Origin of the sequence: Pseudomonas sp. GV071 (assembly GCF_003050835.1) — a bacterium.
Lineage (GTDB): Bacteria > Pseudomonadota > Gammaproteobacteria > Pseudomonadales > Pseudomonadaceae > Aquipseudomonas.
The window spans coordinates 71,310-95,566 of sequence record NZ_QAOJ01000001.1 but is presented as its reverse complement, the minus strand read 5'-3'; the positions used below and the strand labels follow the sequence as shown (position 1 = coordinate 95,566).

Here is a 24,257-nt window from a genome sequence, read left to right as displayed (position 1 = left end):
ATTGAAGATGTCACCCCTCAACCGTCGCCGCTTCGAGCGCCTGAAGGCGCACAAGCGTGGCTGGTGGTCGCTGTGGCTGTTCGTGATTCTGTTTGTGCTGAGCCTGGGCGCCGAACTGATCGCCAACGACAAACCGCTGGTGGTGCACTACGACGGCGGCTGGTATTTCCCGGTGCTCAAGCGCTACCCGGAAACCACCTTTGGCGGCGAGTTTCCGCTGGAGGCCAACTACAAAAGCCCGTATATCCGCGAGCTGATCGCCGAGAAGGATGGCTGGGCGGTCTGGCCGCCGATCCCGTTCAATTACTCCACCATCAACTACGACCTCAAGGTGCCCGCCCCCGCGCCACCCTCGGCGGACAACCTGCTGGGCACCGATGACCAGGGCCGCGATGTGCTGGCACGGGTGATCTACGGCTTCCGCATTTCGGTGCTCTTCGCCCTGACGCTGACCATTTTCAGCTCGATCATTGGCGTGGTTACCGGCGCATTGCAGGGCTTTTATGGCGGCTGGGTCGACCTGCTCGGCCAGCGTTTCCTGGAAGTCTGGTCGGGCCTGCCGGTGCTGTATTTGCTGATCATCCTCGCCAGCTTCGTGCAGCCCAATTTCTGGTGGCTGCTGGGCATCATGCTGCTGTTCTCGTGGATGACCCTGGTGGACGTGGTGCGTGCCGAGTTCCTGCGCGGCCGCAACCTCGAATACGTGCGTGCGGCGCGCGCCCTGGGCATGGAGAACGGCGGCATCATGTTCCGCCACATTCTGCCCAACGCCATGATCTCGACCATGACCTTCCTGCCGTTCATTCTCACCGGCGCCATCGGCACCCTGACCGCCCTGGACTTCCTCGGCTTTGGTTTGCCGGCGGGCTCGCCCTCGCTGGGCGAACTGGTGGCCCAGGGCAAATCCAACACCCAGGCTCCGTGGCTGGGGATCAGCGCGTTCGCCGTGCTGGGCCTGATGCTGACCCTGTTGGTGTTTATCGGCGAGGCTGCTCGCGATGCCTTCGACCCGAGGAAATAACGTGGCCCAGAATCCCAACAAAGCGCCGCAGAACACGGCCCCGGAAAACCTCATTGAGGTGCGCGACCTGGCCGTCGAATTCGTCACCGGCACAAGCAGCCAGTGCGTGGTGCACGACCTCAACTTCGATATTCGCCGTGGCGAAACCCTGGCCCTGGTGGGCGAAAGTGGCTCGGGAAAATCGGTGACCGCGCACTCGATTCTGCGCCTGCTGCCCTACCCGCTCGCTCGCCACCCGGCCGGCAGCATCCGTTATGCCGGCCATGACCTGCTGACGGTCAACGAGAAAAAGCTCCGGCACATTCGTGGCAACCGCATCGCCATGATTTTCCAAGAGCCGATGACCTCGCTGAACCCGCTGCACAACATCGAAAAACAGATCAACGAGGTGCTGGCCCTGCACAAAGGCCTCACCGGCAAAGCCGCCACCAAGCGCACCCTGGAGCTGTTGGAGCTGGTGGGCATACCCGAGCCGCACAAACGCCTGAAAGCGCTGCCACACGAGCTCTCCGGCGGCCAACGGCAGCGGGTAATGATTGCCATGGCCCTGGCCAACGAGCCGGAGCTGCTGATTGCCGACGAACCGACCACGGCGCTGGATGTGACCGTACAGCTGAAAATCCTCGAATTGCTCAAGGATTTGCAGGCGCGCCTGGGCATGGCCCTGCTGCTGATTACCCACGATCTCAACCTTGTGAAGCGAATTGCCCACCGCGTATGTGTCATGCAGCGCGGAGTGATCGTCGAACAGGCGTCATGCGATGAGCTGTTCTCCAATCCGCAGCATCCTTACACCAGGGAACTGCTCGGTGCCGAGCCCAGCGGCAAGCCAGTGGCGCATGCCGCCGGCAAGCCAGTGCTACAAGTCGATGACCTGCGGGTGTGGTTTCCGATCAAGAAAGGCGTACTGCGCCGAACGGTCGATCATGTGAAAGCGGTGGACGGCATCAACTTCAGCCTGCATCAGGGCCAGACCCTGGGCATTGTCGGCGAAAGTGGTTCCGGCAAATCCACCCTTGGGTTGGCAATCTTGCGGCTGATCGCCAGCAAGGGTGCCATCTGCTTTCAAGGCCAGGATCTGCATGGCCTGACCCAGCATCAGGTGCGGCCTTTGCGGCGGCAGATGCAGGTGGTATTTCAGGACCCGTTTGGCAGCCTGAGCCCGCGGATGTCGGTGTGCGAAATCATCGGTGAAGGGCTGCGCATCCATAAGATGGGCACTGAAGAAGAACAGGAGCAGGCAATAATCGATGCACTCCTGGAGGTAGGTCTGGATCCGGAAACCCGGCACCGCTACCCCCATGAGTTCTCCGGTGGGCAACGGCAGCGAATCGCCATCGCCCGGGCACTTGTGCTCAAACCGGCATTGATTCTGCTGGATGAACCCACCTCGGCACTGGACCGTACCGTGCAGCGCCAGGTGGTGGAATTGCTGCGATCGCTGCAGCGCAAGTACAACCTGACCTACCTGTTCATCAGCCATGACCTGGCGGTGGTCAAGGCGCTGAGTCACCACTTGATGGTGGTCAAGCACGGTCGGGTTGTGGAACAGGGGCCAGCCGAAGCCATCTTCGCCGCCCCACAACACGTGTATACGCAGCAGTTGCTGGAGGCCGCTTTCCTGGCCCCAGCCACTGCCGATTAATCCTTGAAAGCAGGAAGAGGAATAACACCATGGGTTTTCTCGCCGGTAAGCGCGTACTGATCGTCGGTGTCGCTAGCAAACTGTCCATCGCATCCGGCATCGCTGCCGCCATGCACCGCGAGGGTGCTGAACTCGCCTTCACCTACCAGAACGAAAAGCTCAAAGGCCGCGTCGAAGAATTCGCCGCCGGCTGGGGCTCAAGCCCTGAACTGTGCTTCCCGTGCGACGTGGCCAGCGATGAAGAGATCGCCAACGTGTTCGTCGAGCTGGGCAAGAAATGGGACGGTCTTGACGTGATCGTCCACTCGGTTGGTTTCGCCCCGGGCGACCAACTGAACGGCGACTTCACCGAAGTCACCACCCGTGATGGCTTCCGCATCGCCCACGACATCAGCGCTTACAGCTTCGTGGCCCTGGCCAAAGCCGGCCGCGAGCTGATGAAAGGCCGCAACGGCAGCCTGCTGACCCTCTCCTACCTCGGTGCCGAGCGCACCATGCCGAACTACAACGTGATGGGCATGGCCAAGGCCAGCCTGGAAGCCGGCGTGCGTTACCTGGCCGGCAGCCTCGGCCCGGAAGGCACCCGCGTGAACTGCATCTCCGCTGGCCCGATCCGCACCCTGGCCGCCTCCGGTATCAAGAGCTTCCGCAAAATGCTCGCCGCCAACGAAGCGCAAACCCCCCTGCGCCGCAACGTCACCATCGACGAAGTCGGCAACGTCGGCGCCTTCCTGTGCTCGGACCTGGCTTCGGGTATCAGCGGTGAAATCACCTATGTGGATGGTGGTTTCAATACCACGGCGATGGGCAGCATCGAAGAGTAAGTGCATCGTTGAAATGAAAAAGGGTCGCTCGTTGAGCGGCCCTTTTTTGTGGGCGCAGGATACTTCCGCAGGAGCGGCTTTAGGCTTTTGATCTCAAGAGCATCGCGGCTAAAGCCGCTCCTACAGTTCTGGCGTTTGTGGCCGTAACTCGGTCGAGGGTTTCGGGGCTAAGGTCAGGACCAACGACCATCGGGAGTAACAGCCGTAGGCTGGCCCGCAGGGCGAGCGCCAGCGAGTCAGGCGAAAGTCGGCTTTAAAGCGCAACGTACTCAAGTACGTGAGCATTTAAAGTCGGCTTTCAACGCCGCATGGCCGACGACCCGGAAGCCGATAAGTCGTTCTCAGCCCATAAAAAAACCCCGCACTAGGCGGGGCTTTTTATGGGCTGAGAACGACCGTCAAAAACGCTCGATCTTGGCTTTGGCTTCCAACTCGGCACGGAACGCGGCGAAGTCTTGCTGGCCGCTGCGCGAAGCGAGGAAGCGGCGGTACATCGCCTTATCTTCGTCGCTCAGGCCTTCTTTCGGCTCGCTGACACCTTTGAGCTGAATAACCACGTAGTCGCCATTGGCCAGGGTCACACCGGTGAAGGTGGACTTGTCAGCGGCTTCAGGCTTGTTCATGCGGAACAGCGCCTGCAGCACGGACGGCTCAACGCCTTCCTGGCTGCGGGAAGCGGCTTCGATGACTTTCCAGCCTTGTTCACCTTTGGCCTGGGCAACCGGCGTCTTGCCGGCACGCAGGTCGGCCAGCAAGGCCTGGCCTTTGGCTTCCACTGCTTCACCTGCACGCAGTTGAATCAGGTGGTCGCGGATCGCGGCAGTGACGTTTTCCAACGGCTGCTGCTCAGGCTTCTTGTGCTCTTTGACGCGCACAATCAGCACAGTGTCCGGATCCAGCTCGATGGCGCCGCTGTTGGAGCCTTCTTCCAGCACTTCCGGGCTGAACGCCGCTTGCAGTACTTGGCGATTGGCAGTCAGGCCTTCGCCACCTTCGCGGCCAAAGGCAGCGGTGGTTTGCACTTGCAGGCCTTGTTCCTGAGCCGGCTGGCTCAGGTCAGAGGCTTCGAACGCCGAGTCTTCCAAGGCTTTGCTGGCTTCGACGAACTTCTGCTCGACCTGAGCAGTTTTCAGCTCGCGGGTCAGCTTGTCTTTCAGGCTGGCAAAGGTCGGAATTTCCGGCGCCTGCACACCCAGCAACTTGATCACGTGCCAGCCGTAGCTGCTACGCACCGGAGCCGATACGGCGCCCTTGTCCAAGGCATACAGCGCCTCTTCGAAGGCCGGGTCGTACACGCCTTTACCGGCGTAACCGAGGTCGCCGCCAGTGGCCTTCGAACCTTGGTCGTCAGACAGTTCTTTGGCCAGCTTGGCGAAGTCTTCGCCTTTATCCAGGCGCTGCTTGATCTCGTCGATCTTGGCCTTGGCCTGCGCTTCGGTCTGCTTGTCGCTCACCTCGATGAGGATATGCGCAGCGTCGCGCTGCTCAGCCAGGTTGCCGATTTCTTGCTGGTAGGCCGCTTGCAGGTCTTCGTCCTTGACTTCGACTTTGCTGAAGAAGGCTTCTTTCTTCAGCTCGATGTAGTCGAGAACCACCTGCTCCTGGCTCATGAACTGGCTGGCGTTCTTGTCGTAGTACGCTTTGACTTCGTCGTCAGCCAGCTTCACCGACTTGGGATCGGCCTTGAGGGTCAAGGTGGCGAAATCGCGAGTCTGTTTTTCCAGACGGGCAAACGCCAGCACTTCGTCGTCAGTGACAAAACCGCTACCCGCCAGACCGCTGCTCAGTTGAGAGAGGATCAACTCCTGCTCAAGCATCTGGCGGAATTGCAGGCGGGTATAGCCGCGCTGACGAATGTACTGATCGAAACGTTCAGGGCTGAAAACGCCGTTTTCCTGGAAATCCGGGGTGTTCACAATCTGCTGATCAAGAGCAGCTTGGGAGAATGCGAGGTGTGCATCTTTGGCGCTTTGCAGCAGCAACTTGCGCTCGATCAACCCTTTCAATGCTGCTTCGCGCAGCAGTTTGTCGTCCAGCAAGGACGCGTCGAAATCTTTACCGAGGCGTTGCATCAACTGGCGGCGCTGGACTTCCATCGCTTGGCTCAGTTCGTTCTGACTGACTTCTTCACCATTGACCTTGGCAGCCTGTTGCGTGGTGCTCTGCGAGGTGAAAATAGCCTCGATGCCTGTGAATGCCATCAAGGCAACAATGACACCGATAATGGTCTTGGCAATCCAGCCTTGTGAATTGTCCCTGATGTTCTGCAGCATGCGTCCCCCAGAAACGACCGTACTGAAATAAGCGGCCGTGGAGCGTGGGTAGAATCCGGATAGAAGAAAGGCGCATCCGAGGATGCGCCTTCTCGTAGCTGGCGGGGCGATCAAGACTCCTGTGGAGCCTCTTCAGAGTGGGGTCAATAAACTAACCGGCCCTGCTCTACCGCCTCGCGACCCGATCAGTGTTGAAGCTGACCGAGGTGGGCAAAACCCGAAAGACGCTTAGTTAACGGCGTCTTTCAGAGCTTTACCAGCTTTGAAGCCTGGGATCTTAGCAGCAGCGATGCTGATCGGCTTACCAGTCTGTGGGTTACGGCCAGTACGAGCAGCACGTTCTTTAACAGCGAAAGTACCGAAGCCTACCAGTACAACCGAATCACCAGCCTTGAGAGCGCCAGTTACGGATTCGATTACTGCGTCCAGCGCGCGGCCAGCTACAGCTTTCGGGATATCAGCAGATGCGGCGATAGCATCAATCAGTTCCGACTTGTTCACTCTAAGTCCCCTTATTCCTGTTTGAGTTTATTTCTTAATTTTTGGGTGAAAGCAAAAACGGTGCTGGAAGGCCATTTGGCACAAGAAGAGCCGCTTTATAACAAGGGCTCTAAAAATGTGTCAAGGAAGCCCCCCGGCTAATGCGTGCTAATTCGCTCCTTGGAATCAGTCTCGCGTTTGTCATCCTTTGCAACCATCTCCGGAGCCGCATCGGGCAAGGGCTCCGGGGCGTATTGCAGCGCAATTTGCAGGACCTCGTCAATCCATTTAACCGGTTTAATCTGCAGGTCAGCCTTAATATTCTCCGGAATCTCTTTCAGATCACGAACGTTCTCTTCGGGAATAATCACGATCTTGATTCCACCCCGATGGGCTGCCAGAAGTTTTTCCTTCAAGCCACCAATCGCCAAAACCTGACCTCGTAACGTGATCTCACCAGTCATGGCGACATCGGCGCGCACCGGGATCTGAGTCAGGGCCGAAACCAGGGCCGTACACATGCCAACGCCAGCGCTGGGGCCATCTTTAGGGGTCGCCCCTTCCGGCATGTGGATATGGATGTCGCGCTTCTCGTGGAAGTCCAGAGCGACCCCCAGGCTCTTGGCTCGACTGCGCACCACAGTGAGCGCTGCTGTGATCGATTCGACCATCACATCGCCCAGCGAACCGGTCTTGATCAACTGCCCTTTACCCGGCACCACAGCCGCTTCGATGGTCAGTAATTCGCCGCCCACTTGCGTCCATGCCAGACCGGTTACCTGACCAATCTGGTCCTGTTGTTCAGCCAGACCGTAGCGGTACTTGCTCACGCCGAGGAAATGTTCGAGCGAATCGGCCGCCACCAGCACCTTCATACGCTTCTCGCGGAAGTGCTCTTTCACCGCTTTGCGACAAACCTTGGCGATTTGCCGTTCCAGGCTACGCACACCGGCTTCGCGGGTGTAGTAGCGGATCATGTCGCGAATCGCAGCGTCCTCGAACTCCAGCTCGCCCTTCTTCAGGCCATTGGCCTGCAGCTGTTTGGGCGCGAGGTACTTCACCGCGATATTGACCTTTTCGTCCTCGGTATAACCGGGCAGACGGATCACTTCCATACGGTCCAGCAATGGCGCCGGAATGTTCATGGAGTTGGCGGTGCAGAGGAACATCACGTCGGAGAGGTCGTAATCGACCTCCAGATAATGGTCGTTGAAGTTGTGGTTTTGCTCAGGATCGAGCACTTCCAACAACGCCGACGCCGGGTCGCCACGCATGTCCTGGCCCATCTTGTCGATTTCATCGAGCAGGAACAGCGGATTGCGCACACCGACCTTGGTCATCTTCTGAATAAGACGGCCAGGCATAGAACCGATATAGGTACGGCGGTGACCGCGGATTTCCGCTTCATCACGCACACCACCCAAGGCCATACGCACAAACTTGCGGTTGGTGGCATGAGCGATGGATTCAGCCAGCGAGGTTTTACCTACGCCAGGCGGGCCCACCAGGCAGAGCACCGGACCTTTGACTTTTTTCACGCGCTTTTGCACGGCGAGGTACTCAAGGATGCGCTCCTTGACCTCTTCCAGACCGTAATGATCGGCATCCAGAATGTCTTCCGCCTTGGCCAGATCCAGACGCACCTTGCTCTCGGCTTTCCACGGCACGTTCACCAGCCAGTCGATGTAGGAGCGCACCACAGTGGCTTCAGCGGACATCGGCGACATTTGCTTGAGCTTGTTCAGCTCGGCGTGAGCCTTGGCGTGGGCCTCTTTGGTGAGACCAGCGTTCTCGACGCGCTTTTTCAGCTCGTCGAGTTCGTTATGGCCTTCATCGCCATCACCGAGCTCTTTCTGAATGGCCTTCATCTGCTCATTCAGGTAGTACTCGCGCTGGCTGCGCTCCATCTGCTTTTTCACCCGACCGCGGATGCGCTTCTCGACCTGGAGCAGGTCGATCTCGGCATCCAACAAGGCCAGCACGTGCTCGACGCGCTGGGCCAGATCGGTGATTTCGAGGATTTCCTGTTTCTGCTCGATTTTCAGCGCCATGTGCGCAGCCATGGTGTCGACCAGGCGGCTTGGCTCATCAATGCTGTTGAGCGAGGACAATACTTCAGCCGGGACCTTCTTGCCCAACTGCACATACTGCTCGAATTGGCTGAGCAGGCTGCGGGTAAAAACTTCGGACTCACGCTCCGCGGCGTCAACTTCCTCGATCAGCTCGACCTGCGCACGGCAGTGACCGTCGATCTCGATAAAACGCTCGATGGAACCGCGCTGCTCGCCTTCGACCAGCACTTTGACAGTACCGTCGGGCAGTTTCAGTAATTGCAAAACAGTGGCAACGGTGCCGACGCGGTACAAGGCGTCTTCGGCAGGATCATCGTCGGCAGGGTTCTTCTGGGCTACCAGCAGGATCTGCTTGTCGCCGGTCATGGCGGCCTCGAGGGCCTCAATGGACTTTTCGCGGCCCACGAACAGTGGGATCACCATATGTGGGTAAACCACGACATCGCGCAGTGGCAAGAGAGGCAATTCGACAGTTGTCTTCATGATTTTCAGCTCTACGGCGGCCATTCGGCCGTAAACAGGTGGGAATACCCTTGGACCTAAGATGGGGGCAGCCCAAACAAAAAACAAGCGCTGTAGCAGGAAAAGCAAAGGGGCCCGCAGGCCCCTTGCTTTCAACATGTGACAAACGTGTTTTACGCGTCTGGCGCGGCCTTCGCAGGCGGCTCGCTGTTCTCGTAGATCAGCAGCGGCTTGGAGGTACCGGCAATCACGCTTTCGTCGATCACCACTTTGCTCACCTCGGTTTGCGAGGGGATTTCATACATGGTGTCGAGCAGCACGCCTTCCAGAATGGAACGCAGGCCACGGGCACCGGTTTTGCGCTCCAGAGCCCGGTGAGCGACAGACTTCAGGGCATCCGGACGGAATTCCAAGTCCACGCCTTCCATTTCGAACAGTTTGGCGTATTGCTTGGTCAGTGCGTTTTTCGGCTCGGTCAGAATCTGCATCAGTGCAGCTTCGTCCAGCTCGTCCAGGGTGGCGATAACCGGCAAGCGGCCAACGAACTCCGGAATCAGGCCGAACTTGACCAAGTCATCAGGTTCGACCTGACGCAACGACTCGCCCACTTTCTTGCCCAGGTCGATGCTGCGCACTTCGGCGTTGAAGCCGATGCCACCTTTGGCCGAACGACCCTGAATAACTTTCTCGAGACCCGAGAACGCACCACCGCAGATAAACAGGATGTTGCGTGTATCGACCTGCAGGAACTCCTGCTGCGGGTGCTTGCGACCGCCCTGAGGCGGAACCGAAGCGACCGTACCTTCGATCAGTTTCAGCAAGGCCTGTTGCACGCCTTCGCCAGAAACGTCGCGGGTAATCGACGGGTTATCGGATTTACGCGAAATCTTGTCGATTTCATCGATGTAGACAATGCCCATCTGGGCCTTCTCAACGTCGTAGTCGCACTTCTGCAGCAGTTTCTGAATGATGTTTTCCACGTCCTCACCGACATAGCCGGCTTCGGTCAGCGTGGTGGCGTCAGCAATGGTGAACGGGACGTTCAGCAGGCGTGCCAGGGTCTCGGCGAGCAGGGTTTTACCCGAGCCGGTCGGACCAATCAGCAGAATGTTGCTCTTACCCAGCTCGACATCATCTTTCTTGTCGCGCTGGTTGAGGCGTTTGTAGTGGTTGTAGACCGCTACCGCCAGAACCTTTTTCGCTCGCTCCTGACCGATCACGTACTGATCAAGGATTGTGCTGATTTCCTTGGGAGCTGGAAGTTTATGAGCGCTGCTTTCCGCCTGAGCTTCCTGCACCTCCTCGCGGATGATGTCATTGCACAGGTCAACGCACTCGTCGCAGATAAAGACCGAGGGGCCGGCAATCAATTTGCGTACTTCATGCTGGCTTTTGCCGCAGAAGGAGCAATAAAGCAGTTTGCCGTTGTCCTCGCCGTTGCGGGTGTCAGTCATTCGTTCAATCCAATCCGATAGGCTTGAAACACAAGATGAGGGCAAATGCGGGCATTTTCAAGCCCGCAAGGCGGCCGTGTATCACTGACCGCCGCCGAAAGGTTTATTGAGCCGCCATTTCCCGCTTGCTCAGAACCTTATCGATCAGACCGTAATTTACCGCGACTTCTCCACTCATGAAGTTGTCACGGTCGGTATCACGGGCGATGACGTCAATCGGTTGACCGGTATGGTGCGCCAGAATCTGGTTCAGACGGTCGCGGATGGTGAGGATTTCACGGGTGTGAATCTCGATATCCGAGGCCTGGCCCTGGAAGCCGCCCAGCGGCTGGTGAATCATCATGCGCGAGTGCGGCAGGCAGTAACGCTTGCCCGCAGCGCCACCAGCCAACAGCAAGGCGCCCATGCTGCAGGCTTGGCCGATGCAGATGGTGGACACGTCAGGCTTGATGAACTGCATGGTGTCGTAGATCGACATACCCGCCGTTACCGAACCGCCTGGCGAGTTGATATAGAGGTGGATGTCTTTGTCCGGGTTTTCCGCTTCCAGGAACAGCAACTGCGCTGCTACCAGGTTGGCCATGTAGTCTTCTACCGGGCCGATGAGGAAAATCACGCGCTCTTTGAGCAGGCGCGAGTAGATGTCATAAGCGCGTTCGCCACGGGCGGACTGCTCGATAACCATAGGCACCAGACCACCAGCGGCCTGGATGTCATGCGATTGCGGCATAAAAGGATTACTGGACATGTATCCGACGCTCCCTAGCTTTTGTCATGTCTCAAATACACATAAGCCAGCACGAAGGCTGGCTTATGGTTGCTCGTACGACGGTAGGGGTCAGGCTGCTTGTGGCGCTTCTGCCGGCTTGACCGCTTCTTCGTAAGAGACCTGCTTATCGGTCACATTGGCCTTCTGCAGGACAGTATCTACAACTTGTTCTTCCAGTACAACCGAACGAACTTCGTTCAGTTGCTGGTCGTTTTTGTAGTACCAGGACACGACTTGTTCAGGCTCTTGGTAGGCCGAAGCCATTTCCTGAATCATTTCGCGAACGCGGGCTTCGTCTGGCTTCAGTTCGAATTGCTTGACCACTTCAGCAACGATCAGACCCAGCACGACACGGCGCTTGGCTTGCTCTTCGAACAGCTCGGCCGGCAGTTGGTCTGGCTTGATGTTGCCACCGAACTGCTGCACAGCTTGTACGCGCAGACGGTCAACTTCGTTGCTCAGCAAAGCCTTTGGCACTTCGATCGGGTTGGCCGACAGTAGGCCTTCCATCACTTGGTTTTTAACCTTGGACTTGATCGCCTGACGCAGTTCGCGCTCCATGTTCTTGCGAACTTCGGTGCGGAAACCTTCCAGACCGCCTTCCTTGATGCCGAACAGGGCGAAGAAATCGTCGTTCAGCTCAGGCAGTTTCGGCTCGGCAACGCTGTTCACGGTAACGGTGAACTCGGCTTCTTTGCCGGCCAGTTCCAGGTTCTGATAGTCAGCTGGGAAAGTCAGCTTCAGCACGCGCTCTTCGCCTGCTTTGGCGCCTTCCAGGCCGTCTTCGAAGCCAGGGATCATGCGGCCGGAACCGATAACCAGCTGAGTGCCTTTGGCCGAGCCGCCAGCGAAAGCTTCGCCGTCAACTTTGCCGACGAAGTCGATGTTGACCTGGTCGTCTTTCTGCGCGGCGCGCTCAGCAGTTTCAAAACGGGTGTTCTGCTTGCGCAGGATTTCCAGCATGTTGTCGAGGTCGGCATCAGCGACTTCGGCTTGCAGGCGCTCGATAGCAATGCTGTCGAAGCCGGCAACCTGGAACTCAGGGAACACTTCGAAGGTGGCGACGTATTCGAGGTCTTTGCCTTTTTCGAAGGTTTTTGGCTGTACGGCAGGGGCGCCAGCCGGGTTCAGCTTCTGCTCAACCACTGCTTCGTAGAAGGTGGCCTGGATCAGGTCGCTCAGGGCTTCCTGACGAGCAGCGTCTTCATAACGCTGACGGATAACGCTCATCGGCACTTTGCCTGGGCGGAAGCCCGGGACCTTGGCACGGCGTGCAGTCTGCTGCAGACGCTTGTTTACTTCGGTCTCGATGCGTTCAGCAGGAACGCCAATGGTCATACGACGCTCAAGAGCGGAAGTATTTTCAACAGAAACTTGCATGGATATTCCTCGTTGCACAGACGTTAGCCGGCCGTTTCCGGCCCCAGAATCAAGGGCATGCATTCTAGTGGCGAAAACTCAAGAAGTCACCACACAGGTCGTCAACGGGAAAAACACTCTGATTTGGCCTACAAAAGGCCTTTCTATATATAAGGACAAACTCAGCCGCCCAGCTCTGCCGACAGCTCAGCAGCGGCCTTCTTCACCGGCGCTATCAGCCCCTGCATCTTGTCCAGCGACATATAAGGAACCGTACTGGCCACGCTGATGGCGGCGACAATCTTTCCGCTGGCATCACGCACCGGCGCCGCTACGCAGCGAATCGACGGCTCGTTGTCCTCCAGATCGAAGGCGTAACCGCCCGCCGTATACTCGAGCATGCGCTGCTGAAACTGCTCCCATGTGGCTTCTTCGTGCTGCGGCCATAGCCGATTTTTGCCGCCCACCGGCTGGCTGACCTCATACAGGCGCTGCCATTCCTGCGCCGAGCAGTCGAGCAGCAAGGCTTTGCCGATACCGGTGCGCGCCAGCGGCATACGGTGGCCGACCCGCGAACGCATCTCCGGGCCATTACGCCCAGGATTCTTGTGCAGGTACAAAACATCGTCATCCTCGCGGATCGCCAGGTGCACGGTGTCGCCAGTCAGCGCTGACAGTTCATCAAGATAAGGGGTTGCCAGGGTCGCCAAGGGCAACGCCTCGCGGGCCTGAAAGCCCAGTTCGATCAACTTCGGCCCGAGCAGATAACCCACCTGGGGCACTACGCGCAGGTAGCGTTCATCCACCAGGCAACTGGCCAGGCGATGGGTGGTGCTGCGGGTGGTGCCGATCAGTTGCGCAATCTGCTTGAGATCACGCGCGCCACTGGCCACGGCCTGCACCACACCGAGGCCGCGCAACAGCGTCTGGGTGCCGGTGGGCGCGGCGGTTTTTCCGTCGTCGTCCTGCATAGGTAACCTTTAATGGGAAACGGCGGGCAGCATTATGGCCGCTCGCCCCGGCCGCTGCCCAGGCTCAGCGCTGCTTGAGCCGGTCGATGATCACCGCCACCAGCAGAATCGAGCCGCGGATGACGTATTGATAGAAGGTGTCGATGTTCTTCAGGTTCATCGCGTTTTCGATGATGGCCAGAATCAGCACCCCGGCGATCACATGGCGAACCATGCCAATACCACCACTGAGCGACACCCCGCCCAACACGCAGGCGGAAATCACCGTCAGCTCGAACCCCTGGCCGATCATCGGCTGGCCCGAGGTCATCCGCGAAGCCAGAATCACCCCGGCCAACGCGCCGATCAGGCCATGGGTGGCGAAGATAATGATCTTGGTGCGGTCAACATGTACACCGGCCAGCAACGCCGCCTCCTGATTACCACCGATGGCCAACGTATTACGCCCGTAGGTGGTGTAGTTGAGCAGCCAGCCAAAGAACAGGAAGCACACCAGGGTGATCACGATGGGCACTGGCACGCCGAACAGTTGGCCGTTACCGAAGATAAAAAAGCCTTCGTTGGAAACCCCGACCGCCTTGCCGTTGGAAAAGATGTAGGCCAGGCCACGGACGATCTGCATGGTCGCCAGGGTGGTGATCAGCGCATTAATCTTTAGTTTGGCGATCACGATGCCATTGATCAGGCCCACACACAGCCCCATGGCCAGCGCCGCACTGACACCGAGAAAGACGCTGTCGGTGTCGCGCATGACGATCCCCGCCACCACCCCGGCGCAGGCGATCACCGAGCCCACGGATAAATCGAAATGCCCGGACGCCAGGCAAAACAGCATGGTGCAGGCAGCAATCCCGGTGGTGGAAATCGCCAGCCCGAGGCCGCGCATGTTCAGCGGTGAAAGGAAGTTATCGATAAACAGGGTGCAGAACAGAAAGATGCCGATGGCCGCCAGCAGCATCACCCAATCATCGAAGAACTTGCGCTGACCCAACCCCATCCACAACCCATTGGCTTTTTTAACCTGTGACATACACACCTCGAAGACGTTTAGTTGCGCGAACGCGGGAGGGCCAGTTGCAACAGGCGGGCTTCGTCCGCCTCGTCACGCCGGAGCTCGCCGGTAATGGCGCCCTCACTCATCACCAGAATTCGGTCGGAAATCCCCATGACTTCCATCAGATCGCTGGACACCACAATCACGGCGATGCCCTGCTCCGCCAGGTTATGAATGATCTGGTAGATCTCGGCCTTGGCCCCGACATCGATGCCGCGCGTGGGCTCGTCGAGCAGCAGCACTTTCATCGGCATCGACAGCCAGCGGCCGAGAATGGCTTTTTGCTGGTTGCCGCCGGAGAGAAACATGATTGGCTGGTTGGCTGACGGCGTGCGGATATTCAGCGCGGCGATCTGCTTTTGCGCGTTGCTGCGTTCCCAGCTGTTGTTGATCAGCCCCGCCACTTTCGCGTGGTGGCTGCGGGCGCTGATGTTGATGTTTTCCGCCACACTGGCGAGCGGCACGATGCCCTCTTTCTTGCGGTCCTCCGGGCATAACAACACCCCGGCAGCGATGGCATCACGCGGCGAGTCGAGGTGCACGTCCTGCCCTTCCAGCAGCAACTGCCCGGCGTCTTTTTTCGCCAGGCCGGCGAGCAGGCGCAGCAACTCGGTACGGCCGGCGCCGACCAACCCAAACAAGCCAAGAATTTCGCCGCGCCGCACGTTGAAGTTGGCCGGCTCGACCACGCCGTGGCCTAGCAGCCCCTGCACGCGTAACGCCACCTCACCCTGTTCACGCGGGCGGTAGTTATAGATGTCTTCGATGTTGCGCCCGACCATGCAGTTGACCAATTGGTCGACGCTCAGCTGCTGCATGTCCTCGAAGGTGCATACATACCGGCCATCCTTGAACACCGTCACCGCATCGCAGATCTTGAACACCTCTTCCATGCGGTGCGAGACATAGAGAATCACCCGCCCCTCGTCCCGCAGGCGGGCGATGATCACCATCAACCGCTCGATCTCGCGCGCCGACAGGCTGCTGGTGGGTTCGTCAAACGCAATCACATGGGCATTGCGCGACATCGCCTTGGCAATCTCCACCAACTGCCGCTGCCCCAGAGACAGATCGCCCAGGCGCGCCTGCGGGTCGATTTCATCGGCCAGGCCTTTGAGCAGCTCGCGGGCGCGCCGCACCATGGCACCGCGATTGACCACGCCGAAGCGGCTGGGCATATGGCCCAACAGCAGGTTTTCCGCCACCGACATTTCCGGCACCAACTGCAGTTCCTGGTGAATCACCGCCACCCCGTGGGCGATGCTGTCACCGGCCGACTTGAAGCTCAGCGCCTGGTCACCGATCTGCAGGTGACCGCTATTGGGGGTGTAGAAGCCACCGAGGATTTTCAGCAAGGTCGACTTTCCGGCGCCGTTCTCGCCCATCAAGGCGTGCACGCTGCCGGGCTTGGCTTCAAAGCTGATCTGCGCCAGGGCTTTCACCCCGGGAAACTCTTTGCCGATGCCGTTGAAGCGTAAGCTGGCCGTGGCCTTGGGTGTAGCTGGGGCGTGTTCCAACATGCTTACCTCCTGCACGCCGCCAGCGGGCGGCGTGCCTGTTCAAGAGAAGACCCGCAGCGGCCTATTTCCACAGACCGATCTTGGTCAGCTCCTGCTGGAAGTTTTCCCGGGTAATCAGGGTGACGTTGTCCAGCGCGGTGTATTTCGCCGGCTCTTTACCGGTGGTCACCCAGGTGAACATCTGGCTGGCGGTTTCATAGCCGGAGGTATCCGGGCTGAGCAACATCGAACCGTAGAAGCCGCTACTGGCTTTCTTCAATTCGCCGATCGCGTCGGTGCCGTTGATGCCTACGCCAATCACGTTGGCTGCCGCGAAGCCGGCGCTTTCCGTGGCACGTACACCGCCAAGCACCGAGCTGTCGTTCATGCCGCCGATGATCAGGTTCTTTGCCTCACTGGGCAGCTTGACCAGCGCCGAGTTGGTGGAGTCCATGCTGCCCGGCACATCGAGGGTTTTCTGCGGCGCGAAGAGAATATGGTCCGCCGCCAGGCCAGCGGCCTTGAGCGCCTCCACCGACCCGTCGGTGCGTTTCTTGCCGGTATCCAGCTCGTCAAAGGTATTGATCACAGCAAAGGTTTCTTTCAGATCCCAGCCGCGTTTTTTTGCCTCATCGGCCATGGCTTTGCCTTGCTTCTCGCCGATCTTGAACGCCGCCAGGCCCACGTAGGGCACGTCTTCCATGGGCTGGCCTTTGGCGTCGACGAAGCGGTCATCCACCGCCAGCACCTTGAGGTCATTGAGCTTGGCCTTGGCCATGATCGCCGGGCCGAGGGAAGTGTCCGGCGGACAAATGACAAAGCCCTTGGCGCCATTGGCCGCCAGGGTATCGATGGCCGCCAGGGTTTTCTCGCCATCGGGCACGGCGATCTTGATCACGGTAAAGCCTTTGTCTTTACCGGCTTTTTCGGCGAAGGCCCATTCGGTCTGGAACCAGGGTTCTTCCGCCTGTTTGACCAGAAAGCCGATCTTCACTTCTTCGGCAGCGGCCAGGCTGGTAAAACCGGCCGCCGCCAACACAGTGGCAGCACAAACCAGGGAGCGAGCAAAACGGTGCGCGAACATAAGTAATCCTCTTGTTTTTATTGGATCGTGGTCGGGCGTTTCATACCGTCCTTGCCCCAACGAGGCAGGCGGTTTACTGCGTTACTCGTGGTACATCACGGAGCGGCCACCATCGATCATGATGCAGGTGGCATTGATAAACGGCGCCTCGTCGGTCGCCAGGAACAGCGCTGTCATGGCCACCTCGACCGGCTGGCCAATCCGTCGCGGCGGATGCAGGTCGAACGCGCGCTGGCGTTCGGCATGGGGGTCGTCGAAACCATTCCAGTAATCGACGTTGAGCTGGGTTTCGATATAGCCGGGGGCGATGGCATTGACCCGCACGCCTTTGGCGGCGTACTCGATGCCTAGGGCGCGGGTCAGGCCGAGCAAGCCATGCTTGGCCACCGGGTAGGGGAAGCAGCCGGGAATGATGTGGCTGGAGTGGGTCGAGGCAATATTGATGATGTTGCCGATGCCCTGCTCGATCATGTGCGGCAGCACCGCGCGGCAGCCGTACCAGGCGCCATCGAGGTCGATGGCAAAACAGCGGCGCCAGTCTTCGTCGCTCATCAGCAGCGGGTCGCGAAACACGTTCACACCGGCGCAGTTGACCAGCACGTCGATGCGCCCAAAACGCGCAATGGTCGTGTCGATCAACGCTTGCCACTGGCTCTTGTCGGTAATGTCGACGCCCTGGGCAACTATCTCGGCGCCGCGATCACGCCACCGGGCGGCGACACCCTGGACTTTCTCCGCCTGAATATCGGCAATCACCAGCTTCGCTTGCTGAGCCTGAAAGCAGGCGACTATCGCCTCGCCAATGCCTTGGGCGGCACCGGTCACAATCACTACTTTGCCTTTCAGGCGTTCGCCGTAAGTCGGCTCTGGCACAGGTGGCAAGGTCAAGGGTTGAGCCATTTGAAACACTCCTGCGTTATCGGGTTTGCGGTGTCGTTCTCAGCCCGCGAAGCGCTGAGACGCCACACCGCGCACATCCATCTGAGCCATCAGCACAGCGCCATCCAGCGAGTCTTCCGGCAAGTTGGGATCGCCGGCCGGGCGCGCGCTGGTGACAAACAAGGTGGTGAGATCCGGGCCACCGAAGACGCAACTGGTGGGGTACTTCACCGGCAGTTTGATGACGTCTTCGAGACGCCCATCCGGCGCGTAGCGCAGCAGGCAACCGCCCTGCCAACGGGCGTTCCAGACGTAGCCGTGGCTGTCCATCGCCGAGCCATCGGGCACTCCGCACGCAGAGGATTCGGCCCAGATACGCCGCTCGCCAAGGGCGCCATCGGCGCTCAGCGGGTAGGCGTACAACTCGCCATCGAGGCTGTCGGCGCAGTACAACTCGGTTCCCGCCGCATTCCATAGCAGGGTGTTGACGATGCCCTGACTCTCCAACAACGGCGTCACCTGGCCACCCGGGTCCAAACGAAACAGCCCACCGGAGCGGCGGGTGATCGGCAGGTCACTGCCATCTTCAGCAATGTTGTTTTGCATGCTGCCCAGCCACAGCCGCCCCTGCGCATCGCAGCGCGCTTCGTTGGCGCGGTTGCCGGGGACCGGGTCGACCACCGCCAACAAGGTCAGCACCGGCTGTTCGGCCGGCGAACTCAGGTCGAGGCGATAGACGCCGCTGGCCAGGGTCACCAGCGCATCGCCGCGCTCACAGGGAATAAAGGCCGAGACCACCTCCGGCATCCGCCAGTGCTGGTAGTGCCCCTGCCCCCAACGACAGGCCAGACGACCGGGAATATCGACCCAGAACAGCGCCTGGGTGGCGGCATCCCAGAACGGCCCTTCAGCCAATTTGAAACGTGCATCGCTCAGCGTTTGCCAGTGCATGACTGCCCTCCTCGTCCGGTCGCTGTGCTTACCATTCGGCAAAACTGCCGTCGGCATGGCGCCAGATCGGGTTACGCCAGCGATGGCCAATGGCGGCACGCTCGATCACGTACTCCTCATTGATCTCGATGCCCAGGCCCGGACCGTTGGGAATCTTCACCATGCCTTGCTCATAGGCGAACACTTGCGGGTCTTTGAGGTAATCCAGCAGGTCGTTGCTTTCGTTGTAATGGATGCCCAGGCTCTGCTCCTGGATAAAGGCGTTGTAGCAAGCGGCATCCAGCTGCAGGCAGGCGGCCAGGGCAATCGGCCCCAGCGGGCAATGCAGGGCCAGAGCGACATCGTAGGCTTCGGCCATATTGGCAATCTTGCGGGTTTCGGTGATGCCGCCAGCGTGGGAGGCATCGGGCTGGATGATGTCGACGTAGCCCTCACTGAGCACCCGCTTGAAGTCCCAGCGCGAGAACAAGCGCTCGCCCAGGGCAATCGGCGTACTGGTCAGCGGCGCCAGCTCCTTCAGCGCTTCGTAGTTTTCGCTGAGCACCGGCTCTTCGATAAACATCAGCTTGAAGGCGTCCAGCTCCTTCATCAGCACCTTGGCCATCGGCTTGTGTACGCGGCCGTGGAAGTCCACGCCAATGCCGACGTTCGGCCCTACCGCATCACGCACAGCGGCGACGTTCTGCAGGGCCAGGTCGACCTTGGCGAAGCTGTCGACGAACTGCAGCTCTTCGGTGCCGTTCATCTTCACCGCAGTGAAGCCACGCGATACCGCTTCCTTAGCAGCGCGAGCGGTGTCAGCCGGACGATCGCCACCAATCCAGGAATACACGCGGATTTTGTCACGCACCTGGCCGCCGAGCAGATCGCTGACCGAGACGCCGAGCGCCTTGCCCTTGATGTCCCACAGCGCCTGGTCGATGCCGGCCAGGGCGCTCATATGAATCGGGCCGCCGCGGTAGAAGCCGCCTCGGTAGAGCACAGTCCAGATGTCTTCGATATTGCGAGGGTCTTTGCCGATCAGGTAATCGGCCAGTTCCTCGACAGCAGCTGCCACCGTGTGGGCGCGCCCCTCCACCACAGGCTCGCCCCACCCGGTTACGCCCTGGTCGGTTTCCACCTTGAGAAAGCACCAGCGTGGCGGAACGATGAAGGTGGTCAATTTGGTGATTTTCATCTTCTTGTCTCTCTTATTAGATGTGGCAGCCAGCCGCCAAAAATCGTTAACCCAATGCCTTCCACGCAGCGACGTAGGCGGCGGCATTTTCAGCCACCTGCGCTGCACTCATGCCCGGCTTGAAGAGCCCCGAGCCCAAACCAAAACCTTTTACGCCGGCAGCGAAATACGCCGGCATGTTGTCGGCAGAAATGCCGCCCACCGGCAGCAACACAGTGCCGGGCGGCAGCACCGCCAACCATGCCTTGACCAGCGCGGGTGACATCTGTTCCGCCGGAAACAGCTTGAGCACATCGGCACCCTCGGCCAGCGCGGCAAAGGCCTCGGTGGGCGTCGCCACTCCCGGCGCCAGATACAGACCGGCCGCCTTGGCCGCGCGCAGAACCTGGGGGTCGCTGTGGGGCATGACAATCACTTGGCCGCCTGCCGCATGCACTGCCTGCACCTGCTGCGCCGACAGCACGGTACCGGCGCCCACCAGGCAATCGGCCGGCAGGCTGTCACGCAACAGGCGAATGCTTGCGTAAGGCTCAGGTGAGTTGAGCGGCACCTCGATCACCCGAAAACCGGCGCCGTACAACACCTCGCCAATAGCCAGCGCTTCGCCTGGCTGCACACCGCGCAAAATCGCGATCAAACCGTTTTCTGCCAATGCCTGCTTCAACATGACGGGCCTCGCTTCAGACGGAAAAAGAGGATGGCGCGGCCAACAAGCCCGCCGCTTCGGCCAGGTACCACAGGCCCCGTTCGGTCGCTTGCTCGGCAACGCTCACGACAGCAAAACCGCAGGCAGCAAGCGCCCGGCTGTAGCGCTGACAGAGGGGGTAATTGCCGATCAGCAACACTGCCGGCAGGGGTTGCTCGCCATGGCGTTGGCGCAGGGTAGCGGCCAGTGCTTGCAGTTCATGACCGATCAGCAGGCCGGACAGGTAGTCCGGTTGGGCGGTCGCCGTGAGCATGCCGGTAAGCCCCAGGGTGCGTGCGCTAAACAGAGTAGACAGCGGGCCGATCTGCCCCTCTCGCGACAGCGCTACCTGCACGCCGCGGTCGAAAGCCTCGGTGTCGAAATGGGCGCTGCGTTGTTGGGTACGACCGAGAATGCTGTGTTCGCAGAGCACGGCGAACAGCTCGCCGGTCATAAAGGTGTCGAAGTGGACGATGCAGCGGTCGGCAACTTCCACCCATTTCGAGTGACTGCCGGGCAAGCCGATCAGCAGGCTGCCATCCATCTGCTCTGGCAGATGGGCGAGCGCACCAAGCACCTGGGTTTCTTCGCCGCGCATGACATTGGGCAGGCGGGAGCGCTGAATCACCCCGGGAACGATATGGATATCCACGCCGCGCACGCTGTGCACGGTGACCAGGCTGTGGCCCAGGCGGGTGACATTGGCGGGGGTGTCGCAGTAGGTCGCCTCGCGCCAGCCTTGAGCGCTGCCAACCATGCCGCAGGCAATCACTGGCAGGTGCGGCTCGGCATCCAGCCAATCACCGCAGGCCTCGTCGAAGGCCAATTCAAAACCGTCGCTGCACAACGCACCCGCGAGCACACGTGCGGCCTTGGGCAACTGCATGATTCCGGCATGGAGCGTGCGCTCTTGCAGCACCGTAGCGTCAGCCGCGAGCCGGTAGGCGCGCAATGACGTGGTACCCCAATCGAGGGCGATTAACTGAGCCTGCATCGCTTCACCTGAATTGTTTTTAGGAGTGAGTGCGTAACAGCGAGTGAGGCCGACTATAAAACGAGACCCCGGCAAATCTCAATATATAATTTTGAATCCCATATTTTGGGATATGGACGCCACACAAAAGCAAGAGCAAGACCACCCCGCCATCGGGCCCATACCAACCCCCAGGCAGACCCGCCTGAATCCCCCGCACCGAAGATTCTGCGCAAATAGCGCCAGTGAAGAGCGCCGCACAAAGCAGCGAGATGCACGTTATCCGCGCTACACGCCCTTCCGTCTCTTCACTCATGCCCATTCACCAAAATACATATCGGATATGCATAATGGACTTCAGCATTCAGTTCGATCCCTTCAAGGCACGGCTGAACGCCAGCAAACATGGCGTTCAACTGGCTGACGCGGCAGCAGTTCTGGACGATCCACGCGCCTTAACGGTCGAAGAGTTCCGCTACGACGAAACGCGCTGGATAACCCTGGGCGAGGATGGCGCGGGACGATTGCTGGTGGTGGTTTACACGTATCGGGACCCCGATTACGTGAGGCTGATCTCCGCTCGCAAGGCCGAACCGCAGGAGATTCAACAGTATTACGGAGGGTGAACCATGAAAGATCTTTACGATTTCAGCTCAGCCAAACGCGGCGCCGTTGCCCCCAGCAAGGGCAAAACCCGGATTACCATCATGCTCGATGACACCGTGCTCGAAGCCGCCCGGCAGCGCGCCGACGAGGAAGGCATGGGTTACCAGACGCTGATCAATCGCCTGCTCAAGGACGCCCTGTGCGAGCCCGGCGCCAGCTCGCAGCAGGCCACCCTGAGCGACATTCTCGCCACCCTGGTTACCTTGACCGAAGGCCAGGAAGCACTCCTCGCGCAGCACACCGACAAGCAGCCGAGCGCTCCATTGCAGCGTTATAGCCAGCAGCGGACTGCGCCATTGGAAGCCAGAGACGCGACAACAAGGAAGGCGCCCGAGAAAAAACCTGGCACCAAGCGGTAACGGCAAAGCGCCAAATCTCAAAACACAGAAACAAGAAAAGCCGCACTAGGGCGGCTTTTCTGTTGGCTTCGCGGAACTCAGCGGAAGTCGGCGAAACTATGTTTGGTGCGGACGGAGAGACTCGAACTCTCACGCCTTGCGGCGCTGGAACCTAAATCCAGTGTGTCTACCAATTCCACCACGTCCGCGGAGCTTTGAAGCAAAGACGCCAGACTGGTTAAGGTCTGGCGTCTTTTCGAATATGGGGTGGACGAAGGGGATCGAACCCTCGACAACGGGAGTCACAATCCCGTGCTCTACCAACTGAGCTACGCCCACCATCTTGCGTTGTTGCTGTGTTGCGGTGTTTTTCAACACCTTTGCCTGTATTGCCAAACAGCCTGATGGCGTGCCCGGCAGGACTCGAACCTGCGACCATCCGCTTAGAAGGCGGATGCTCTATCCAGCTGAGCTACGGGCACTTGGCTGTGCTCGACAAGCGGGGCGAATGTTATAGACGAGCTCGGCACTCGTCAACACTAAAACGTAAAAAATTCAGTGAGATAAAGGAGTTACGGGAAAATGCTGACCGCCAGCCTTTGCCCGCCCGAGCGGCCATGCGAGAATGCGCGTCCTTTTTCAATCATTTCCGATGGTTAACCAAGCGTCATGACCGCACAACTTATCGACGGCAAGGCGATCGCCGCTAGCCTGCGCAAGCAGATCGCCCAACGTGTCGCCGAACGCAGCGAGCAAGGTCTTCGGACTCCCGGCCTGGCTGTGATCCTGGTAGGCAGCGATCCCGCATCGCAGGTGTACGTTTCGCACAAGCGTAAAGACTGCGAAGAAGTCGGCTTTCTTTCCCATGCCTACGACCTGCCGGCCAGCACCAGCCAGGACGAGCTGCGTGAGCTGATCGACCGCCTCAACGATGACGCCACCATCGATGGCATCCTCCTGCAATTGCCGCTGCCAGAGCACCTGGACGCCTCGCAACTGCTGGAGCGCATCCGCCCGGACAAAGATGTCGACGGCTTCCACCCTTTTAACATCGGCCGTTTGGCCCAGCGTATCCCGCTGCTGCGCCCGTGCACGCCCAAGGGCATCATGACCCTGCTGGCCAGCACCGGTGCCGATCTGTACGGCATGGATGCGGTGATTGTCGGCGCCTCCAATATCGTCGGTCGGCCGATGGCCATGGAGCTGTTGCTGGCGGGCTGCACCGTTACGGTCACCCACCGCTTCACCAAAGACTTAGCCGGCCACGTCGGCCGCGCCGATCTGGTGGTGGTGGCCGCCGGTAAGCCGGGGCTGGTCAAGGGTGAGTGGATCAAGCCGGGCGCCATCGTCATTGACGTCGGCATCAACCGCCAGGAAGACGGCAAGCTGGTGGGCGACGTGGTCTACGACACCGCCCTGCCCCGCGCTGGCTGGATTACGCCGGTTCCGGGTGGCGTAGGCCCGATGACCCGCGCCTGCCTGCTGGAAAATACCCTGTACGCGGCCGAGCATTTGCACGACTGACGATCGCAGTGTCGGGCTTCGCTTTGCTCAACCCAACCTACTCCGCGTTCCGTAGGTTGGGTTGAGCGCAGCGAAGCCCAACAAGAACGCAAAAAAA

Annotated in this window: 21 protein-coding genes and 3 tRNA genes; 6 read left to right on the top strand and 18 right to left on the bottom strand. The window is 59.6% G+C overall.

Going from position 1 to position 24,257, the window contains the following annotated elements:
- The first annotated feature begins 1 nt into the window (after position 1).
- The 3 genes from C8K61_RS00425 to fabI are packed head-to-tail and all read left to right on the top strand — an operon-like array spanning position 2 to position 3,490.
- Positions 2-1,021, top strand: coding sequence for an ABC transporter permease (locus C8K61_RS00425; protein ID WP_108094865.1), 1,020 nt, complete (start codon positions 2-4; stop codon positions 1,019-1,021).
- Entirely contained in the window at positions 999-2,666 is a 1,668-nt protein-coding gene (locus tag C8K61_RS00420) for an ABC transporter ATP-binding protein (protein ID WP_108094099.1), read from the top strand. Before C8K61_RS00425 ends, C8K61_RS00420 begins: the two co-directional genes overlap by 23 nt.
- Positions 2,667-2,695: 29 nt before the next feature.
- Positions 2,696-3,490, top strand: coding sequence for an enoyl-ACP reductase FabI (fabI, locus tag C8K61_RS00415; protein ID WP_108094097.1), 795 nt, complete (start codon positions 2,696-2,698; stop codon positions 3,488-3,490).
- Between the two features lie 398 nt (positions 3,491-3,888).
- On the opposite strand, the gene C8K61_RS00410 is transcribed toward fabI, so the two are convergent.
- From C8K61_RS00410 to C8K61_RS00340, 15 genes are all read right to left on the bottom strand, one after another.
- Entirely contained in the window at positions 3,889-5,763 is a 1,875-nt protein-coding gene (locus tag C8K61_RS00410; RefSeq protein WP_108094096.1) for a SurA N-terminal domain-containing protein, read from the bottom strand.
- Positions 5,764-5,991: 228 nt separating this feature from the next.
- Positions 5,992-6,264: a nucleoid-associated protein HU-beta gene (gene hupB / locus C8K61_RS00405; RefSeq protein WP_003239952.1), complete on the bottom strand. Its 273-nt coding sequence runs from the start codon at positions 6,262-6,264 to the stop codon at positions 5,992-5,994.
- Between the two features lie 137 nt (positions 6,265-6,401).
- Positions 6,402-8,798, bottom strand: coding sequence for an endopeptidase La (lon, locus tag C8K61_RS00400; RefSeq protein WP_108094864.1), 2,397 nt, complete (start codon positions 8,796-8,798; stop codon positions 6,402-6,404).
- Between the two features lie 152 nt (positions 8,799-8,950).
- The gene (clpX, locus tag C8K61_RS00395) at positions 8,951-10,231 is read right to left on the bottom strand and encodes an ATP-dependent Clp protease ATP-binding subunit ClpX (protein ID WP_108094094.1); all 1,281 of its coding nucleotides are present in this window, start codon (positions 10,229-10,231) and stop codon (positions 8,951-8,953) included.
- 103 nt (positions 10,232-10,334) lie between these two features.
- The gene (clpP, locus tag C8K61_RS00390) at positions 10,335-10,979 is read right to left on the bottom strand and encodes an ATP-dependent Clp endopeptidase proteolytic subunit ClpP (RefSeq protein WP_108094092.1); all 645 of its coding nucleotides are present in this window, start codon (positions 10,977-10,979) and stop codon (positions 10,335-10,337) included.
- 90 nt (positions 10,980-11,069) lie between these two features.
- Positions 11,070-12,380 (bottom strand): trigger factor, encoded by a 1,311-nt coding sequence (gene tig / locus C8K61_RS00385; protein WP_108094090.1) that lies wholly within the window; start codon positions 12,378-12,380, stop codon positions 11,070-11,072.
- 161 nt (positions 12,381-12,541) lie between these two features.
- Entirely contained in the window at positions 12,542-13,330 is a 789-nt protein-coding gene (locus C8K61_RS00380; RefSeq protein WP_108094088.1) for an IclR family transcriptional regulator, read from the bottom strand.
- A 64-nt stretch (positions 13,331-13,394) separates the two neighbouring features.
- Complete coding sequence (gene araH / locus C8K61_RS00375; RefSeq protein ID WP_108094086.1) at positions 13,395-14,360, bottom strand: L-arabinose ABC transporter permease AraH; 966 nt, start codon at positions 14,358-14,360, stop codon at positions 13,395-13,397.
- Positions 14,361-14,377: 17 nt separating this feature from the next.
- On the bottom strand, positions 14,378-15,904 hold the full coding sequence (gene araG / locus C8K61_RS00370; RefSeq protein ID WP_108094084.1) for an L-arabinose ABC transporter ATP-binding protein AraG: 1,527 nt from the start codon (positions 15,902-15,904) through the stop codon (positions 14,378-14,380).
- 61 nt (positions 15,905-15,965) lie between these two features.
- Complete coding sequence (locus C8K61_RS00365) at positions 15,966-16,967, bottom strand: substrate-binding domain-containing protein (RefSeq protein WP_108094082.1); 1,002 nt, start codon at positions 16,965-16,967, stop codon at positions 15,966-15,968.
- Positions 16,968-17,048: 81 nt separating this feature from the next.
- Complete coding sequence (locus C8K61_RS00360; protein WP_108094081.1) at positions 17,049-17,867, bottom strand: SDR family oxidoreductase; 819 nt, start codon at positions 17,865-17,867, stop codon at positions 17,049-17,051.
- A gap of 39 nt (positions 17,868-17,906) precedes the next feature.
- Entirely contained in the window at positions 17,907-18,797 is an 891-nt protein-coding gene (locus C8K61_RS00355; RefSeq protein WP_108094079.1) for an SMP-30/gluconolactonase/LRE family protein, read from the bottom strand.
- Between the two features lie 28 nt (positions 18,798-18,825).
- Positions 18,826-19,974 carry a galactonate dehydratase gene (gene dgoD / locus C8K61_RS00350; RefSeq protein ID WP_108094077.1) on the bottom strand — a complete coding sequence of 383 codons (1,149 nt, stop codon included), beginning with the start codon at positions 19,972-19,974 and terminating at the stop codon, positions 18,826-18,828.
- Positions 19,975-20,020: 46 nt separating this feature from the next.
- Positions 20,021-20,641: a 2-dehydro-3-deoxy-6-phosphogalactonate aldolase gene (locus C8K61_RS00345; RefSeq protein WP_108094075.1), complete on the bottom strand. Its 621-nt coding sequence runs from the start codon at positions 20,639-20,641 to the stop codon at positions 20,021-20,023.
- A 13-nt stretch (positions 20,642-20,654) separates the two neighbouring features.
- Complete coding sequence (locus C8K61_RS00340) at positions 20,655-21,653, bottom strand: 2-dehydro-3-deoxygalactonokinase (RefSeq protein WP_108094073.1); 999 nt, start codon at positions 21,651-21,653, stop codon at positions 20,655-20,657.
- A 329-nt stretch (positions 21,654-21,982) separates the two neighbouring features.
- Here C8K61_RS00340 and C8K61_RS00335 point away from each other — a divergent pair, with 329 nt between their 5' ends.
- Both C8K61_RS00335 and C8K61_RS00330 read left to right on the top strand, forming a co-directional pair.
- Positions 21,983-22,258: a BrnT family toxin gene (locus C8K61_RS00335; RefSeq protein ID WP_108094071.1), complete on the top strand. Its 276-nt coding sequence runs from the start codon at positions 21,983-21,985 to the stop codon at positions 22,256-22,258.
- Positions 22,259-22,261: 3 nt separating this feature from the next.
- Positions 22,262-22,657 (top strand): BrnA antitoxin family protein, encoded by a 396-nt coding sequence (locus tag C8K61_RS00330; protein ID WP_108094069.1) that lies wholly within the window; start codon positions 22,262-22,264, stop codon positions 22,655-22,657.
- Between the two features lie 103 nt (positions 22,658-22,760).
- Here C8K61_RS00330 and C8K61_RS00325 read toward each other — a convergent pair.
- From C8K61_RS00325 to C8K61_RS00315, 3 genes are all read right to left on the bottom strand, one after another.
- Positions 22,761-22,845: transfer RNA gene (locus C8K61_RS00325), tRNA-Leu, on the bottom strand.
- A gap of 54 nt (positions 22,846-22,899) precedes the next feature.
- Positions 22,900-22,975, bottom strand: a tRNA-His gene (locus C8K61_RS00320).
- A gap of 66 nt (positions 22,976-23,041) precedes the next feature.
- Positions 23,042-23,118, bottom strand: a tRNA-Arg gene (locus tag C8K61_RS00315).
- A 187-nt stretch (positions 23,119-23,305) separates the two neighbouring features.
- Here C8K61_RS00315 and folD point away from each other — a divergent pair.
- A complete protein-coding gene (gene folD / locus C8K61_RS00310) occupies positions 23,306-24,160 on the top strand; it encodes a bifunctional methylenetetrahydrofolate dehydrogenase/methenyltetrahydrofolate cyclohydrolase FolD (protein WP_108094067.1) in 855 nt (284 codons plus the stop codon).
- Positions 24,161-24,257: the final 97 nt, after the last annotated feature.